The sequence below is a fragment of the Streptomyces sp. C1-1 genome (assembly GCF_050214755.1).
Classification (GTDB): Bacteria; Actinomycetota; Actinomycetes; order Streptomycetales; family Streptomycetaceae; genus Streptomyces.
Genome location: NZ_CP189826.1, coordinates 6673060 through 6687931, shown reverse-complemented (window position 1 = coordinate 6687931; position 14872 = coordinate 6673060). Strand labels below are relative to the sequence as shown.

The following is a 14872-nucleotide window of genomic DNA, read 5'->3' as shown; positions in this document are numbered from 1 at the left end:
GTGACGGATGATGACGCGGCGGCGGTCGCCGCACTCCTAGACGCCGCAGGCCAACATGCCGGACCTCCAATCCCGTTGTCCGAACTCTGTCGGCAGGCAGGCCTCAGCGGAGCGGCCACCGAGGCCTCGGCACCGATTGTAATGTCGTTGCTGGGTGCGTTCGGGGTCCTGCGGCCCGAACGCGACCCGGCGAGCGGTCAGGTCGGTGTGGTTGCGGTCAGCCCGCAGGCACGCTACTTCCTGCGCAGCCTCGCCTCGTACGTGCGGACGGGCCATTCGATCTTGGACAACTGGGAACGACCGGGAACTGCCGAGCCGCCGTTCACCGGTCGCCAGGTGTTGTCCGGACCGCAGTTTCTTTATCTGGCGGAAGAGCGGCGGCTGGCCCTCGATGCCGACGCCGCGCCGCTGCGACAAACCGATGTCGTCCAGGTAGTGGTCAAATGCCGCCTCCGGGGCCGTGGCGGCCGGGCCCAGTACCTGCTGATCTACGACGATCGCGCCCGGCAGTACCAGCTGCCAGGCGGCCACGTCCGCGCCTCGGACACCGACGACCGTGCCGCGGCCATGCGGGAACTAGAGGAGGAGCTGCCAGGCTATGACCCCACTCCCGGCAGAGACAGGCTGAAGGAACTCGGTACGGTCTCCGTTGTCCAGCTGTCCCGGACCTTCGGCGCGGTGACAGAGTACCGGGTCGTCTTCTTCCAGCTGGAGTCGGAGGCCCAGCAGATCCGGGTGGGCCCCAGCGGACGCTGGGTGCCCGAGGACGCCCTACTCGACCGGACGACCCTGTTCGGCGGCGCCACCCTAAACGTCGCCGCTCTTGAACGACTCGACCAGTTACTCCCGGGGGGGCTCCGCGGCCTTCCGTGGAGCCTGCCACGAGTCCAACACAGATCGCTGCGTGAAGTGGTACGGGACAGACCCTGGGAGGTGGTCGGCCTGGTCATCGGGATTCTCGGCCTCGTCCTGGCCCTCATCCCACTGCTGAGCTAGGCGCAATACCGGCGATTTGGGTCGTTTTCCGGCGGATCGGCTGGTCTTGGCAGGCTGGCCAGTCGCCCGCGGAGAACGTCCGGCCCGGACAGTTTGTGGTGCTCGGCGCGCCCCCGCAAGCAGATCAGGAAGGCCACAAAAGGCCGCTCTTCCTGCGTTGCGGTACCAGCTGCCGGCCTCGCAGGTAGGCGAGGATCAGCCGCGCCGATGAGGGGTGACAGGACGTACAGCCGTATGCACTGGCTGGGAGCACTTACGATGACGTCTGGTGTCGGCGGACAGTGATGCTGACTGTCCGAGGTTCGCGTTACGGTGGCAGAACCTAGGAGCGAGGGAGGCGTGGACCGTGACGGCGAGCGCCGATCACCTCAAGGCACTACTCAGCGCACATGCGGCTGGGGATGATGATCGGTTCTACAGTATTGCGCTGCAGGTGGCGGCGAAGTCTGCTCGACAGGGCCATAGCCGTCTTGCTGCAGAGTTGCGGGAGCTGATTGACACATCGCGCGCGGAGAAGATCAGCCATCGGCCTGCTCCTACACCCGTCGTGCAGCCGCGCGGGGAGCTGGCGAGTCTCCTCTCCGCAGATTACCCAGAGACCCGGTTGGCTGACATGACCTTGGCCGCTGAGACTCGTACCGCCTTGGAGAAGGTGCTGCATGAGCAGCGCCAGCGTGGCCGTCTGGAGCGTTTTGGGTTCATGCCGGTGCACCGGCTGCTGTTGTCTGGGCCGCCGGGCACCGGTAAGAGCATGACGGCAGCAGCGTTGGCACGGGAGCTCGGGCTGCCATTGTTTACGATCCGCTTGGATGGGCTGATCAGCCGGTTCATGGGCGAGACTGCATCGAAGCTGCGCTTGGTGTTCGATGCCGCAGCACAGACTCGTGCTGTTTATTTGTTTGACGAGTTCGATGCGCTGGGGGCGGATAGAGCCAACGGCAATGACGTCGGTGAGGCTCGCCGGATCTTGAACTCGTTCTTGCTCTTCTTGGATCAGGCGCCAGCGGAGAGCCTAGTGGTAGCGGCAACCAATCACCGTCGTTTGCTCGACGGTGCGCTTTTCCGCCGGTTCGATTTGGCGATCGTCTACGGGCAACCGTCGGCAGAACAAGCAATCGAAGTTCTGCGACGACGGCTCGCCGCGATGGACACCTCAAGGGTAGCGTGGGGGGATCTCGCTGCTCTCACGGAGCAGTTGAGTCACGCTGAGCTGGTCAAGGCTGCCGAGGCGGCCGCGAAGCGGGCGATTCTCGGGGGCAGCGACACTATCGACGCCGACCAGCTGAGGAGCGCCCTGAACGAAAGGCACCTCCTGCGTCATGCCTGAGGGTTCCCCTTCGAGCGCCCCACACCTTCTGGTTCCATGGTCACCTCGTACGCTTACTCCTAAGCCGCCCCGAGCGGCTGGACAGGCGCTGAAGCAGGTTGACCGTTCCTCGGATCGTCCTGGGCATTCGGCTCGACTGATTAGCGGTCTTGAGGATGCTCAATCAGAGGCCATTAATGCGCGGAACACGTTGGATCCGCGTGATCGTGCGGACGGATTCGCTGTCCGTGTGGAGGCAGCTCCCGAACACGAGCTGAAGCTGGAGTCGCTCGACAAGTCCGGGCTGACGCTCATGAGCGTCCAGGAGGCAGATGAGGAGCGGCCTCAGGAGGCCGTGGTGTGGGTGCCTGACGGGTCGGTGCCTACGCTTCTACGGAAGATCGACGAGTTCACCCAGAACACTCGGGCGGGTAAACCCAAGAACGCTGCACTGGTCGCAAACATCGAGCAGATCGAACAGGCCACCGTAGAGAGTCTGTGGCAGGAGCAGGCCCCGCTCCCTGATCCCGATGCCGCGACCTGGTGGGAGTTGTGGCTTGACCCGGCGCTCAGCGAGGCGGATCCCGTAGAAACCTTGCGACACCTTTCGCGAGCGTATGGCTGGCCGATGCTACCGCGGACAGTCGGAATCGGTCGCTACCGGGTGGCCCAGTTGCACACAAATATGCGTGGACTAGTCCAAATTCTGCGTACGAACGCGTGTCCGTCCGAGATCCGTAAGCCGACGTTCACAGAAGAATTCCACAGCCGCGAGATGCGGGATCATCATCGTGACTTGGTGGTCGATCTCGCCGGTCGCCTATATCCCCCCGCACCTGGCGCACCCGCAATCACTCTGTTCGACACCGGCGTGGACCAAGAGCACCCTCTGCTGCGTCCTGTTCTGATCGGCGCCCACAGCGTCATCAGCGGAGAAGGCCCGGACGATAACGATCCTCGCGGACACGGCACGCGGATGGCCGGCCTGGCCACCTTTGGGGATCTTGAGGATGTGCTCACTTCGACCTCAGCGGTGCAGCTAAACCACCATTTGGAGTCGGTCAAGATCCTTCCACGCAGGACCCCGGACACACCACGGCCATTCGGAGAGGTGACGGCGACGGCGGTCGCCACTGCTGAAACGGCGCATCCTGAGGAGTTGCGGACGCGTGTGTTCACCATGGCCGTGACAGCCGAGTCCGGCGAAGGCGTCAACGGAACTGACGGGACAGCGACTCTGTGGTCTGCGACTGTAGACGCTCTCGCTGTCGGCACCGACGTGGCGGTGACGCACGACCGTATCGATCTGCTCGGACCGCCAGAAAACGATCAATCACGATTGATTGTTGTCTCCGCCGGTAATATCCGCGACCACCGCGCCACCGACCTGGTCGACGGAAATGGAGCCGCCACATACCTAGACCTGTGTGACACCTCCCGAATCGAGGATCCTGCGCAGGCCTGGAATGCGCTGACCGTTGGCGCCCACACCGACCTTGATCACGTGCCCACCGCCGCCGATTTCGCCGGCTATCGGGCGGTTGCGGCGCCCGGGCTGCTTTCCCCGCACAGCCGAACTTCAGTGATGTTCCGCGACGCTGCGGCTATGAAGCCCGACATTGTGATGGAGGGGGGCAACCTCCTCGTCGACGCAGACGTAACGCGGGTCGATGGACATGACGCGCTGTCTCTTACGACCACTGCCCGCTCGCATTTCGGCCAGTTGCTCACCACCATCGATGCAACGAGCGCCGCGACGGCGCAGGCTGCTCGTCTTGCAGCTCTCGCTTACACCCGCTATCCAAGCCTGCGGGCAGAAACCGTCCGTGGTCTGCTCGTGCATGAATCCCAATGGACCAACGCCATGATCGACGGCGTCTACAACCGCAACGGCCGCCGCAAGATCGGTGCGGGCCAGCTCGCACGCACCGTACTGCGGCGCTACGGCTGGGGCGTGCCCAGCCAAGAGCGGGTGTTGTCCAGTACCGCTAGCGCCGTCACCATGATCATTCAGGGCTCGTTGAAGCCATTTATCCGTGATGGCAGGACGGTGCGCCTCGGCGAGCTGAAGCTGCATGAACTGCCATGGCCCCGTGAGCAGCTGCTGGACTTGGATGCCGAGGAGGTGCGTCTACGGGTAACGCTGTCCTACTTCATCGAGCCCAACCCCGGCCGACGCGGCATGCTCGGGCAGCACACCTACGCCTCCCACCGTCTCCGCTTCGCCCTCAAAGGCCCTTTCGAGACCATGCAGGAATTCGAGAGACGAATCGCCCAAGCCGCGCAGGCCGAAGACGACGCCCGAACGAGCATCCGGCCCTTCGACGCCGACAAGAACTGGCTCGTCGGCCCCACGAATCGCGACCGCGGCTGCCTGCATGCCGATATCTGGAGAGGCACTGCCCGGGAGCTGGCCGACTGCGGCGTTCTTGCCGTCTATCCCGCCGGCGGCTGGTGGAAGTACCACAACAGCTCCGACCGCATCGGCAGGAGCGTCACCTACGGCCTGCTGGTCTCCCTGACCACGCCTGAAGTCAGCGCCGACTTGTACACCCCCACAGCTGTCCAGCTCGGTGTCCCCGTCCCTGCTGAACTCCGCACCACAACAGACACAGCCATCCCCCTCGATGCACGCCTGTTCTGATGATTACGGAACGGGGAGATGGGAATGGGCCTTACCGCGACTAATCCCGCCTGCGGGCTCCTGGATGCTACGCAAAACGGATGTGGGGTGTGGGCGGGACTGGGCGACCGTGCACCGGGTGCAGCCTCGACCGATTCTGTCATGTCCGGCTTGCAACCACCGCGTGCACGCCAAGCCCTCCCAGGCGGCGTACGGTTCTTCGCACATGATGCGGGAGTGTCTCGGCGGTGTGCGCTGGCCGGTGAGTCAGTGGCACACCATCGACTGAAGCTGACGCTGGCCAGCGCCATTCGCGCTGCAGGGCACGACGCGTCCGTGGAGGCGGCCGGCCCCGAAGGGCGGTGGCGTGCGGATGTGTTGTCGGCCAGCCTCGAGGGCGCCAACCGCTTGGCGTGGGAGGTGCAGCTAGCAGCGGCCACCAACGCCGACATAGAAGAGCCCACCGCTCGCTACGCGTCAGAAGGCATCGGGGTGTGCAGAGTATCGGACGGATTGGCTGGGGACCGCTCTGTCGCTGTTTGTAAGACCCGCAGACGTCGGTGGACCTGCAGCCACGGCCACCGCACTTGCCCGGCTGGTCGGCACGGACACTGGGAAGGCGACCGTCAGGTCCCTTTGGAGGAGGCAGTCGTCCGTATCCTCAATGCCGCTCTGCTGCCCCATACTCCCGCGGGTTCAGGGGGCCTATGCGGTGCTGTTCACCATCCCTGACGAGGCCGATGATCTAATCCGGGCAGCCCCGTCCGGAACTCGCGTGATCGTTGTCCCAACCTAGGCTTGGCGACCATCCGATCTGGATGGCGCCCCCTGCACGTCTCCTAAACCGGTGGAGTGCGGAGGCACCGAGGGCAACCTCGTCGGAGTGGGCGTACACAGCCGTCGAGGGCTCGGGCTGGCTGAGCAGCTTGACCATGGCGTCGGCCCCCTGCATGCCGCCCCAGTCGACGGTGACGGCGAGCCGATCGTCCACTCGTTCGAGCGACCGACGACGACTGGCTACGTAGCTGCCCCCAGACACCACGGTCGTGCTACACAGCCTGACGCAAGCTACCGCGGTAGCCCCCTCCCCGCTGCCGCTACCGCGGCATACCGGCCCCGCCTTTGCATAAGCCAGAGGCGGGCCCGGCACGCTACTTCCACCGACCTTGGTCGCTCTCCGTCAGCCGCCGCCTTCGTCAGGGACGCCCGCTGGAATATCGCGTTAGGCAGAGCACAGGGCATCACGCGACTCCCCGCCCAGTCCTGGCCGACCCGCACTCTCAGGTTCAGCGCAAACACACTCTGCGAGCTGCCCCTCTGCGCTCGCGGGGTCTCCTCGGGCCGTTTTCAGTACGGGCCGTTTTCCCGTGCTGGACGGCCGCAGAGCCCCCTGCGATCAAGGCGACGCGCTCGCCGGCCCAGCCACCCGTGGCCCCCGCGCGTCATTGGCCGGCCGGGTGGCGAGCGGGTCCTCAGACAGCTCTTCCCGTTCCCTACGTCCCATCAGCGTCCCAACTTGTGCGTCCAGCCCCGTACAGGTCCACGATGACGTCTCCTCTCGATCGTGAACCCGCACATCCGCCCAGGTCAACGCATCCTGAACCTTCGCAGCCGCAATGGCCGTTGAACTCACGAGCAGCGGATTCAGTCCGTTGAGCCAAGGTCCTGAATCCGCTCGCCCGAGGAGACGTTTCCGCAGGTCAGAGGCCTGCACAGGTGGGGCGGGTGGGACTCGAACCCACGGCCGACGGATTATGAGTCCGCTGCTCTAACCGGCTGAGCTACCGCCCCATAGCGGCGTGTCGCGTACAGGTGTGCGCGCCGTCTGCCGCAGCATAGCCGCTCATACGATCTCCTGCTTCGCAGGGGCGACTTCGCATGCCCTTCAAGACTCCCCCGTGACCTGCACGGTTCCGCCGACGCACGGTCGGACATGAAAAAGGACCCCGGCGGGGTCCTCGTTCAGCATGCTCCCCCGACTGGACTCGAACCAGTAACCTGCCGGTTAACAGCCGGCTGCTCTGCCAATTGAGCTACGGAGGACCGAGCTCCCCCGACTGGACTCGAACCAGTAACCTGCCGGTTAACAGCCGGCTGCTCTGCCAATTGAGCTACGGAGGAATGCCTCGTTGCATCGAACGTACCTACCTGGGTATTCGCCAGGGGGCGGGCGCTCGCTGCGACACATACATTAGCGCAAGCAGGGGGGTGCTCCGCCAATCGGTATCCCCCATGGACGGAAGGGTGGCTCCCCCATGCGCTACAAGCTCACGTTCGTCGTCGGCCTGGCACTGGGTTACGTCCTGGGCACGCGCGCCGGACGCGAACGCTACGAGCAGCTGAAGAAGTCCGCGCGCCAGGTCGCCCAGAACCCCGCGGTCCGCAACACCGCCGAGACGGCCGCCCAGCAGGGCCGCCAGTTCGCCGGCAAGGCGTACCACGTGGTCAGCGACAAGGTCGGGGACCGGGTGCCGGACTCGGTGACGGACCGGGTGCGCTCGCTGAAAGGCCGGCACACCGACGGTGCCCGCGAGGACGACTGGGGCACCAGCAACACCTAGGCGTACGGCTCCGCGAACTCCCGCGGCCCTTCGCCCATAGAATTTTCGCCATGGGGATAGTCGCCGGGTTGGACAGTTCGCCCGATTTCACTCGCATCGTCGTCTGCGACACGGACACGGGCGCCGTGCTCAGGCAGGGGTATGCCCCCCACCCGGTGGACGGCGACCGCCCCGCCGACGTCGATCCGCAGGCCTGGCTGCTCTCCCTCGGGGAGGCGGCCGGCGGCGGACTTCTCGAAGGCGTGCAGGCCATCGGCGTGTCGGCGCAGCAGAACGCGGTGATCGCGCTGGACGCACAGGGCAACACGGTGCGCCCGGCGATGGTCGGCGGTGACAAGCGGACGCAGGTCGCGGCGGCCGATCTCATCGACGCGCTGGGCGGACGCGAGGCGTGGGCGCAGGCGGTGGGGTGTGTGCCGCAGGCGGCGCAGCCCGTCACCAAGCTGCGCTGGCTCGCCAAGAACGAGCCCGACGCCGCCCTGCGCGCCGCGATCCTGTTGCAGGCCCACGACTGGCTGGTGTGGCAGCTGCTGGGGCGGCCCGTGAGAAGGACCACGGACCGGGGCGGCGCCTCCGGCACCGGCTACTGGTCGGCCGCCACCGGTTCCTACCGCACCGACCTCGTGGAGCTGGCGCTCGGTCACCAGGTCATGCTGCCCGAGGTGATCGGTCCGGCGGAGGCGGCCGGTACGACACCGGAGGGGCTGCTGATCTCCGCCGGGACCGGCGAGACCATGGCCGCGGCCTTCGGGCTCGGGATCGGGCTGGGCGACGCGGTCGTCTCGCTGGGTGCCTCGGGGTCCGTGATGGCCGTGCATCCCGAGGCCCTCGTCGACGGCACCGGGATGATCACCGCCCTCGCCGACGCGACCGGCATGCACCTGCCCGTGGTGACCACCCTGAACGCCGTACGGACCCTGCGCGGGACCGCCGAACTGCTCGGGCTGCCGGACCTGGAGAGCCTGTCCGACCTGGCGATGAAGTCGACGCCCGGGTCGCACGGACTGGTGATGCTGCCCTATCTGGAGGGCGAGCGGACGCCCAGTCTGCCGCACACCGCCGGGACCCTCGCGGGCCTGCGGCGGGAGTCCATGAAGGCCGAGCACCTCGCCCGGGCCGCGTTCGAGGGCATGCTGTGCGGGCTCGCCGACGCGCTGGACGTGCTGCGCGGCCGGGGCGTCGACGTACGGCGGATCTTCCTGCTCGGGGCGGCCGCCGAGCTGCCCGCGGTGCAGGCCGCGGCGCCCGCGCTGTTCGGCGCGCAGGTCGTCGTACCGCAGCCCGCGGACTACGCGGCGATCGGCGCCGCCCGCCAGGCCGCGTGGGCGCTGGGGGTGTCGCAGGGCGCGCTCGACCCGCGCAATCCGCCGGCCTGGCAGGGCGCTGCGGCGCAGGTGCTGGAGCCCGGCGAGGAGCTGGCGGTCGGGCAGGCGGTGCGGCAGCAGTACGTGTCGGTGCGGGAGCAGACGCATCCGGGGGCGTTCCGGGCATAGCGGGTCAGCGGTGGAACGTAAGAATCCGGTACGAGCCGTACCCGGACGGTCGCACGAAGCGCTGCTCTCGGCTTAATCGGTTGAGGTAACGCGGGGGGAATGTTCGACGATGGGGGCCACGGGCAACGATCCCGCCCCCACCGCCGACTCCGAGAGACGTAGCGTGCTCATACGACTTCTACGGACCTATCTCAGGCCCTACAAGAAACCCATCGCCGCGGTGGTGCTGCTGCAGTTCCTGCAGACCTGCGCCACTCTCTACCTGCCCACGCTGAACGCGCACATCATCGACAACGGTGTCGTCAAGGGGGACACCGGCTACATCCTCTCCTTCGGCGCCCTGATGATCGGCATCTCGCTGGCCCAGGTCGTGTGCAACATGGGGGCCGTCTATTACGGCGCCCGGACCGCGTCGGCGCTCGGCCGGGACGTGCGGGCCGCGGTGTTCGACCGGGTGCAGTCCTTCTCCTCGCGGGAGGTCGGCCACTTCGGCGCGCCCTCGCTGATCACCCGGACCACCAACGACGTCCAGCAGGTCCAGATGCTGGCCCTGATGACGTTCACGCTGATGGTGTCGGCGCCGATCATGTGTGTGGGCGGCATCGTCCTCGCGCTCGGCCTGGACGTGCCGCTGTCCGCGGTGCTGGTCGCCGTGGTGCCGACGCTGGGCATCTGCGTGACGTTGATCGTGCGGCGGCTGCGGCCGCTGTTCCGGGCCATGCAGACCCGCCTGGACACCGTCAACCGGGTGCTGCGCGAGCAGATCACCGGCAACCGCGTGATCCGGGCCTTCGTCCGGGACGAGTACGAGAAAGGACGGTTCGCGAAGGCCAACGGCGACCTCACCGAGATGCAGCTGGCCACCGGCAACATGCTCGCGCTGATGTTCCCGATCGTCATGACGGTGGTGAACCTGTCGTCCATCGCGGTGGTGTGGTTCGGCGCCCACCGGATCGACAGCGGCGGGATGATGATCGGCGATCTGACCGCCTTCCTCGCCTACCTCATGCAGATCGTGATGTCCGTGATGATGGCCACCTTCATGTTCATGATGGTGCCGCGCGCCGAGGTGTGCGCCGAGCGGATCGAGGAGGTCCTCGGCACGTCGTCGAGCGTGGTCCCGCCGACGGCCCCGGTGCTGGAGCTGCGCAGGCACGGACACCTGGAGATCCGGGGCGCGGGCTTCCGCTACCCCGGCGCCGAGGAGCCGGTGCTCAAGGCCGTCGATCTCGTCGCCCGCCCCGGTGAGGTGACCGCCGTCATCGGCTCGACGGGCAGCGGCAAGTCCACGCTGCTCGGGCTGGTCCCCCGCCTCTTCGACGCGACCGACGGGGAGGTCCTGGTCGACGGCACCGACGTGGCGACCATCGAACCCAAGCTGCTCGCGAGGACGGTCGGCCTGGTCCCGCAGAAGCCGTACCTGTTCGCGGGGACGGTCGCGACCAACCTGCGCTACGGCAACCCGGACGCCACGGACGAGGAGCTGTGGCACGCCCTGGAGGTGGCGCAGGCCAAGGACTTCGTCGTCAAGCTGGAGGGCGGGCTGAACGCGCCGATCGCGCAGGGCGGTACGAACGTCTCCGGCGGTCAGCGGCAGCGGCTCGCGATCGCCCGCACCCTGGTGCAGCGGCCGGAGATCTACCTCTTCGACGACTCCTTCTCCGCCCTCGACTACGCGACCGACGCGGCCCTGCGCGCGGCGCTCGCCGAGGAGACCGCCGAGGCCACCGTCGTGATCGTCGCCCAGCGCGTGGCGACCATCCGGGACGCAGACCGGATCGTCGTCCTCGACGAGGGACGGGTCGTCGGCACCGGCCGGCACCACGAGCTGATGGCGGACAACGAGACCTACCGGGAGATCGTGCTCTCCCAGCTGACGGAAGCGGAGGCCGCCTGATGGCCGGGCCGATGGCGCGGATGATGGGTCAGGGCGGCGGTCCCGACAGCCGTTCGATGGACTTCAAGGTGTCGGGCAGGCGCCTGATCGCCCAGTTCAAGCCGGAGCGGCTGACGATCTACGTGCTGCTGTGCTGCGTGGTCGTCAGCGTCGGCCTCAACGTGATCGGTCCGAAGATCCTCGGCAAGGCCACCGACCTGGTGTTCGCCGGGATCGTCGGGCGGCAGATGCCGTCGGGGGCCACCAAGGAACAGGTCCTGGACTCCATGCGCGCGCGGGGGCAGGGCCAGATCGCCGACATGCTGCGCAGCACCGACTTCACGCCGGGCAAGGGCATCGACTTCGACGCGGTGGGCCAGGTCCTGCTGCTCGCGCTGTGCACGTTCGTGGTCGCCGGTCTGCTGATGGCGGTGGCGACCCGGCTGGTCAACCGGGCCGTCAACCGCACGATGTACCGGCTGCGCGAGAACGTGCAGACGAAGCTGTCGCGGCTGCCGCTGTCGTACTTCGACAAGCGGCAGCGCGGCGAGGTGCTCTCGCGTGCCACCAACGACATCGACAACATCGGTCAGACGCTGCAGCAGTCGATGGGCCAGCTCATCAACTCGCTGCTGACCATCATCGGTGTGCTCGCGGTGATGTTCTGGGTGTCGTGGCTGCTGGCGCTGGTGGCCCTGGTCACCGTTCCGCTGTCGTTCGTCGTCGCCACGCGCGTCGGCAAGCGGTCGCAGCCGCACTTCGTGCAGCAGTGGCGCTCCACCGGCAAGCTGAACGCCCACATCGAGGAGATGTACACCGGGCACACCCTGGTGAAGGTGTTCGGCCGGCAGGACGAGTCGGCGCAGCAGTTCGCCGAGCAGAACGACGCGCTGTACGAGGCCGGGTTCAAGGCGCAGTTCAACAGCGGGATCATGCAGCCGCTGATGATGTTCGTCTCCAACCTCAACTACGTGCTGGTGGCGGTGGTCGGTGGTCTGCGGGTCGCCTCGGGCGCCCTGTCCATCGGTGACGTGCAGGCCTTCATCCAGTACTCGCGGCAGTTCTCGATGCCGCTGACGCAGGTCGCGTCCATGGCGAACCTGGTGCAGTCGGGTGTCGCGTCGGCCGAGCGGATCTTCGAACTCCTGGACGCGGAGGAGCAGGAGGCGGATCCGGTCGAGGGCGCCAGGCCCGAGGAGCTGCGGGGGCTGGTGGAGCTGCAGAACATCTCCTTCCGCTACGACCCCGAGAAGCCGCTGATCGAGGATCTCTCGCTGAAGGCGGAACCGGGCCACACGGTCGCCATCGTCGGCCCGACCGGCGCCGGCAAGACCACCCTGGTCAACCTGCTCATGCGGTTCTACGACGTCTCCGGCGGGCGCATCACCCTCGACGGCGTCGACATCGCCGCGATGTCCCGGGACGAGCTGCGGGCCCGGATCGGCATGGTGCTGCAGGACACCTGGCTGTTCGGCGGCACGATCGCGGACAACATCGCGTACGGCGCCTCGCGCGAGGTCACCCGGGGCGAGATCGAGGAGGCGGCGCGGGCCGCGCACGCCGACCGGTTCATCCGTACGCTGCCCGACGGCTACGACACCGTGATCGACGACGAGGGCTCCGGTGTCAGCGCCGGTGAGAAGCAGCTGATCACCATCGCGCGGGCGTTCCTGTCCGACCCGGTGATCCTGGTCCTCGACGAGGCGACCTCGTCGGTCGACACCCGTACCGAGGTGCTGATCCAGAAGGCGATGGCCAAACTCGCCCACGGGCGGACCTCGTTCGTGATCGCGCACCGGCTGTCGACCATCCGGGACGCGGACACGATCCTGGTGATGGAGAACGGGTCGATCGTCGAACAGGGTTCGCACGCCGATCTGTTGGAGGCCGGCGGGGCCTACGCCCGGCTGTACAAGGCGCAGTTCGCGCAGGCGGTCGCGGAAGTGGACTGATACACCCGGGGGCTGGTCCGACCCCAAGGGGCGCGGGGCCGCATCGATATGCGGCTCCGCCGCGTGGGCGCGACCAGCCCCCACACCCCCGCGCCCGGCATCAATCCAGATAGCCCCGAAGCTGATCCGCGAATGCGTGATCCCGGAGCTTGTTGAGCGTCTTCGACTCGATCTGCCGTATCCGCTCGCGGGTCACCCCGAAGATACGGCCTATCTCCTCCAGCGTCCGGGGACGGCCGTCGGCCAGGCCGTACCGCAGTTGCACGACCTTGCGTTCCCGCTCGCCCAGCGTCGACAGCACCGCCTCCAGGTGCTCCCTCAGGAGCAGGAACGCGGCCGACTCCACGGGGCTGGCGGCGTCGCCGTCCTCGATCAGGTCGCCGAGTGCCACGTCGTCCTCCTCGCCCACCGGGGCGTGCAGGGAGACCGGCTCCTGGGCCAGGCGGAGCACCTCGCCGACGCGCTCGGGCGGCAGGTCGAGGTGGGCGGCGACCTCCTCGGGCGTCGGCTCGTAGCCCCGTTCCTGCAGCATGCGGCGCTGGACGCGGACGACGCGGTTGATCAGTTCGACGACGTGGACCGGGACCCGGATGGTGCGGGCCTGGTCGGCCAGCGCCCGGGACATGGCCTGCCGGATCCACCAGGTGGCGTAGGTCGAGAACTTGTAGCCGCGGGCGTAGTCGAACTTCTCGACCGCCCTGATCAGGCCGAGGTTCCCCTCCTGGACGAGGTCGAGCATGGTCAGGCCGCGGCCGACGTACCTCTTCGCCACGGACACCACCAGCCGCAGGTTCGCCTCGATGAGGCGGCGCTTGGCCATGCGGCCCATGACGACCAGGCGGTCCAGGTCCAGCGCCAACTCGCTGTCCAGGTCGGGGGCGTTGCTCAGTTTCTCCTCGGCGAACAGGCCGGCCTCGACCCGGCGGGCCAGCTCGACCTCCTCGGCGGCCGTGAGCAGCGGGATGCGGCCGATCTCGCGGAGGTACTGGCGGAACAGGTCCGAGGACGGTCCGCCGGTATCGGCGCGGGCCCGCTCCACGGCGGGCGTCTCCACGGGCTCGGGAGTCTCCGTCTCCAGTGCCTCGGCGGGCGGTTCGGCCGCCTCGGGCGGCCCTTCGGGTTCCACGGGGTCCGCCTCTGGGTGGTGCACGACACGGGTCTGCGGGGGGACCGCGACGAGGACGTCGGCCTCCGCGTCCGGCTCCGTGACGTCATTGCCGGTGTCGGCTTGGGTGAGGGTCTGGGTCTGCACGCGGGCGACCTCCAGGATGATCGCTGCCAGGGGGTGCGGCAGCGGTACTTCGGGGGCGGAGTCGGCGGCCTCGCCGCTGTCCGTCCCGTACGCGTTGAGCGGAACCGCGGGGGTCTGGGACCCGTACGGGACGGATCGGCCGCGCTCCGAGGACTCAGGCACCGGAACCCAGTGTGGAGTACGACACATCGCCGCCACGAGGGGCGTGCGGTGACTTTTTGCAATCGGGCCGTGACCGGCCGGTTACCGGGTGGGTTCGCGGGGTCGCCGTACGGGTTCGCAGGGTTGCCGTGCGGTGTGCGCGGCGATACTCCCGGCATGCTGGAGGTGCACCCGTGCGGAACCGAGGACCGGGCGGATCTGGACGCGTTACTGGCTGACTCCCATCGCGAACACCTCGTCAGGTACCCGGAGTTGGCGGGGTCCTACCGGGCCCGGGTCAGTTCCGACGCCAGCTTCCTGCTGGCCCGCTCGGGCGGTTCCACGGCCGTGGGATGCGTGGCCGTACAGCCGCTCGCGCTGCCCGAAGCCACCTCGGGCGCCTACGAGATCAAGCGCCTGTACGTCCATGCCGGGGCCCGGCGTCTCGGTGTGGGGCGGATGCTGGTGGCCGCGGCCGAGATGGTCAGTGTCCGGCTCGGCGCGCAGGTGCTGTACCTGGAGACGGGGGTGCGTCACACCGCCGCCCTCGGGCTGTTCCGGGAGTGCGGTTTCACGCCGGTCGCGCTGTACCCGCCGTATCTGGACGACCCCTTCGCGCTCTGTTTCAGCAAGCGACTCGCCCCGATCCCGACCGCACCCACGGACTAGGAG

At 67.7% G+C, this 14872-nt stretch carries 9 protein-coding genes and 3 tRNA genes; 8 read left to right on the top strand and 4 right to left on the bottom strand.

Annotation, left to right across the window (positions count from 1 at the left end; all coding sequences use genetic code 11):
* From ACQF4J_RS30455 to ACQF4J_RS30445, 3 genes are all read left to right on the top strand, one after another.
* Positions 1 to 996, top strand: a complete 996-nt coding sequence (locus ACQF4J_RS30455) for an NUDIX hydrolase (protein WP_427167240.1) — start codon at positions 1 to 3, stop codon at positions 994 to 996.
* 346 nt (positions 997 to 1342) lie between these two features.
* Positions 1343 to 2323, top strand: a complete 981-nt coding sequence (locus ACQF4J_RS30450; protein ID WP_427167239.1) for an AAA family ATPase — start codon at positions 1343 to 1345, stop codon at positions 2321 to 2323.
* 229 nt (positions 2324 to 2552) lie between these two features.
* Entirely contained in the window at positions 2553 to 4946 is a 2394-nt protein-coding gene (locus ACQF4J_RS30445; protein WP_427167238.1) for a S8 family peptidase, read from the top strand.
* 1696 nt (positions 4947 to 6642) lie between these two features.
* Here the strand turns inward: ACQF4J_RS30445 and ACQF4J_RS30440 are convergent.
* The 3 genes from ACQF4J_RS30440 to ACQF4J_RS30430 all read right to left on the bottom strand — a co-directional run bounded on the left by ACQF4J_RS30440 (position 6643) and on the right by ACQF4J_RS30430 (position 7046).
* Positions 6643 to 6716: transfer RNA gene (locus ACQF4J_RS30440), tRNA-Ile, on the bottom strand.
* Between the two features lie 179 nt (positions 6717 to 6895).
* Positions 6896 to 6968, bottom strand: a tRNA-Asn gene (locus ACQF4J_RS30435).
* A 5-nt stretch (positions 6969 to 6973) separates the two neighbouring features.
* Positions 6974 to 7046: transfer RNA gene (locus ACQF4J_RS30430), tRNA-Asn, on the bottom strand.
* Between the two features lie 134 nt (positions 7047 to 7180).
* On the opposite strand from ACQF4J_RS30430, the gene ACQF4J_RS30425 reads away from it, so the two are divergent.
* The 4 genes from ACQF4J_RS30425 to ACQF4J_RS30410 all read left to right on the top strand — a co-directional run bounded on the left by ACQF4J_RS30425 (position 7181) and on the right by ACQF4J_RS30410 (position 12807).
* Positions 7181 to 7486 carry a YtxH domain-containing protein gene (locus tag ACQF4J_RS30425; RefSeq protein ID WP_200703324.1) on the top strand — a complete coding sequence of 102 codons (306 nt, stop codon included), beginning with the start codon at positions 7181 to 7183 and terminating at the stop codon, positions 7484 to 7486.
* A gap of 50 nt (positions 7487 to 7536) precedes the next feature.
* Positions 7537 to 8979: an FGGY family carbohydrate kinase gene (locus tag ACQF4J_RS30420; RefSeq protein ID WP_351572099.1), complete on the top strand. Its 1443-nt coding sequence runs from the start codon at positions 7537 to 7539 to the stop codon at positions 8977 to 8979.
* Positions 8980 to 9142: 163 nt separating this feature from the next.
* Positions 9143 to 10876, top strand: a complete 1734-nt coding sequence (locus tag ACQF4J_RS30415) for an ABC transporter ATP-binding protein (RefSeq protein ID WP_351572096.1) — start codon at positions 9143 to 9145, stop codon at positions 10874 to 10876.
* Entirely contained in the window at positions 10876 to 12807 is a 1932-nt protein-coding gene (locus ACQF4J_RS30410) for an ABC transporter ATP-binding protein (protein WP_351572093.1), read from the top strand. Before ACQF4J_RS30415 ends, ACQF4J_RS30410 begins: the two co-directional genes overlap by 1 nt.
* A 100-nt stretch (positions 12808 to 12907) precedes the next feature.
* On the opposite strand, the gene ACQF4J_RS30405 is transcribed toward ACQF4J_RS30410, so the two are convergent.
* Entirely contained in the window at positions 12908 to 14221 is a 1314-nt protein-coding gene (locus tag ACQF4J_RS30405; protein WP_351572090.1) for an RNA polymerase sigma factor, read from the bottom strand.
* 156 nt (positions 14222 to 14377) lie between these two features.
* On the opposite strand from ACQF4J_RS30405, the gene ACQF4J_RS30400 reads away from it, so the two are divergent.
* The gene (locus ACQF4J_RS30400) at positions 14378 to 14869 is read left to right on the top strand and encodes a GNAT family N-acetyltransferase (RefSeq protein ID WP_351805442.1); all 492 of its coding nucleotides are present in this window, start codon (positions 14378 to 14380) and stop codon (positions 14867 to 14869) included.
* Positions 14870 to 14872 lie beyond the last annotated feature (3 nt).

Coding starts and splice junctions, on each gene's coding strand:
- ACQF4J_RS30410 (WP_351572093.1), top strand. CDS start 10,876: ATGGCCGGGCCGATGGCGCGGATGATGGGTCAGGGCGGCGGTCCCGAC.
- ACQF4J_RS30420 (WP_351572099.1), top strand. CDS start 7,537: ATGGGGATAGTCGCCGGGTTGGACAGTTCGCCCGATTTCACTCGCATC.
- ACQF4J_RS30400 (WP_351805442.1), top strand. CDS start 14,378: ATGCTGGAGGTGCACCCGTGCGGAACCGAGGACCGGGCGGATCTGGAC.
- ACQF4J_RS30425 (WP_200703324.1), top strand. CDS start 7,181: ATGCGCTACAAGCTCACGTTCGTCGTCGGCCTGGCACTGGGTTACGTC.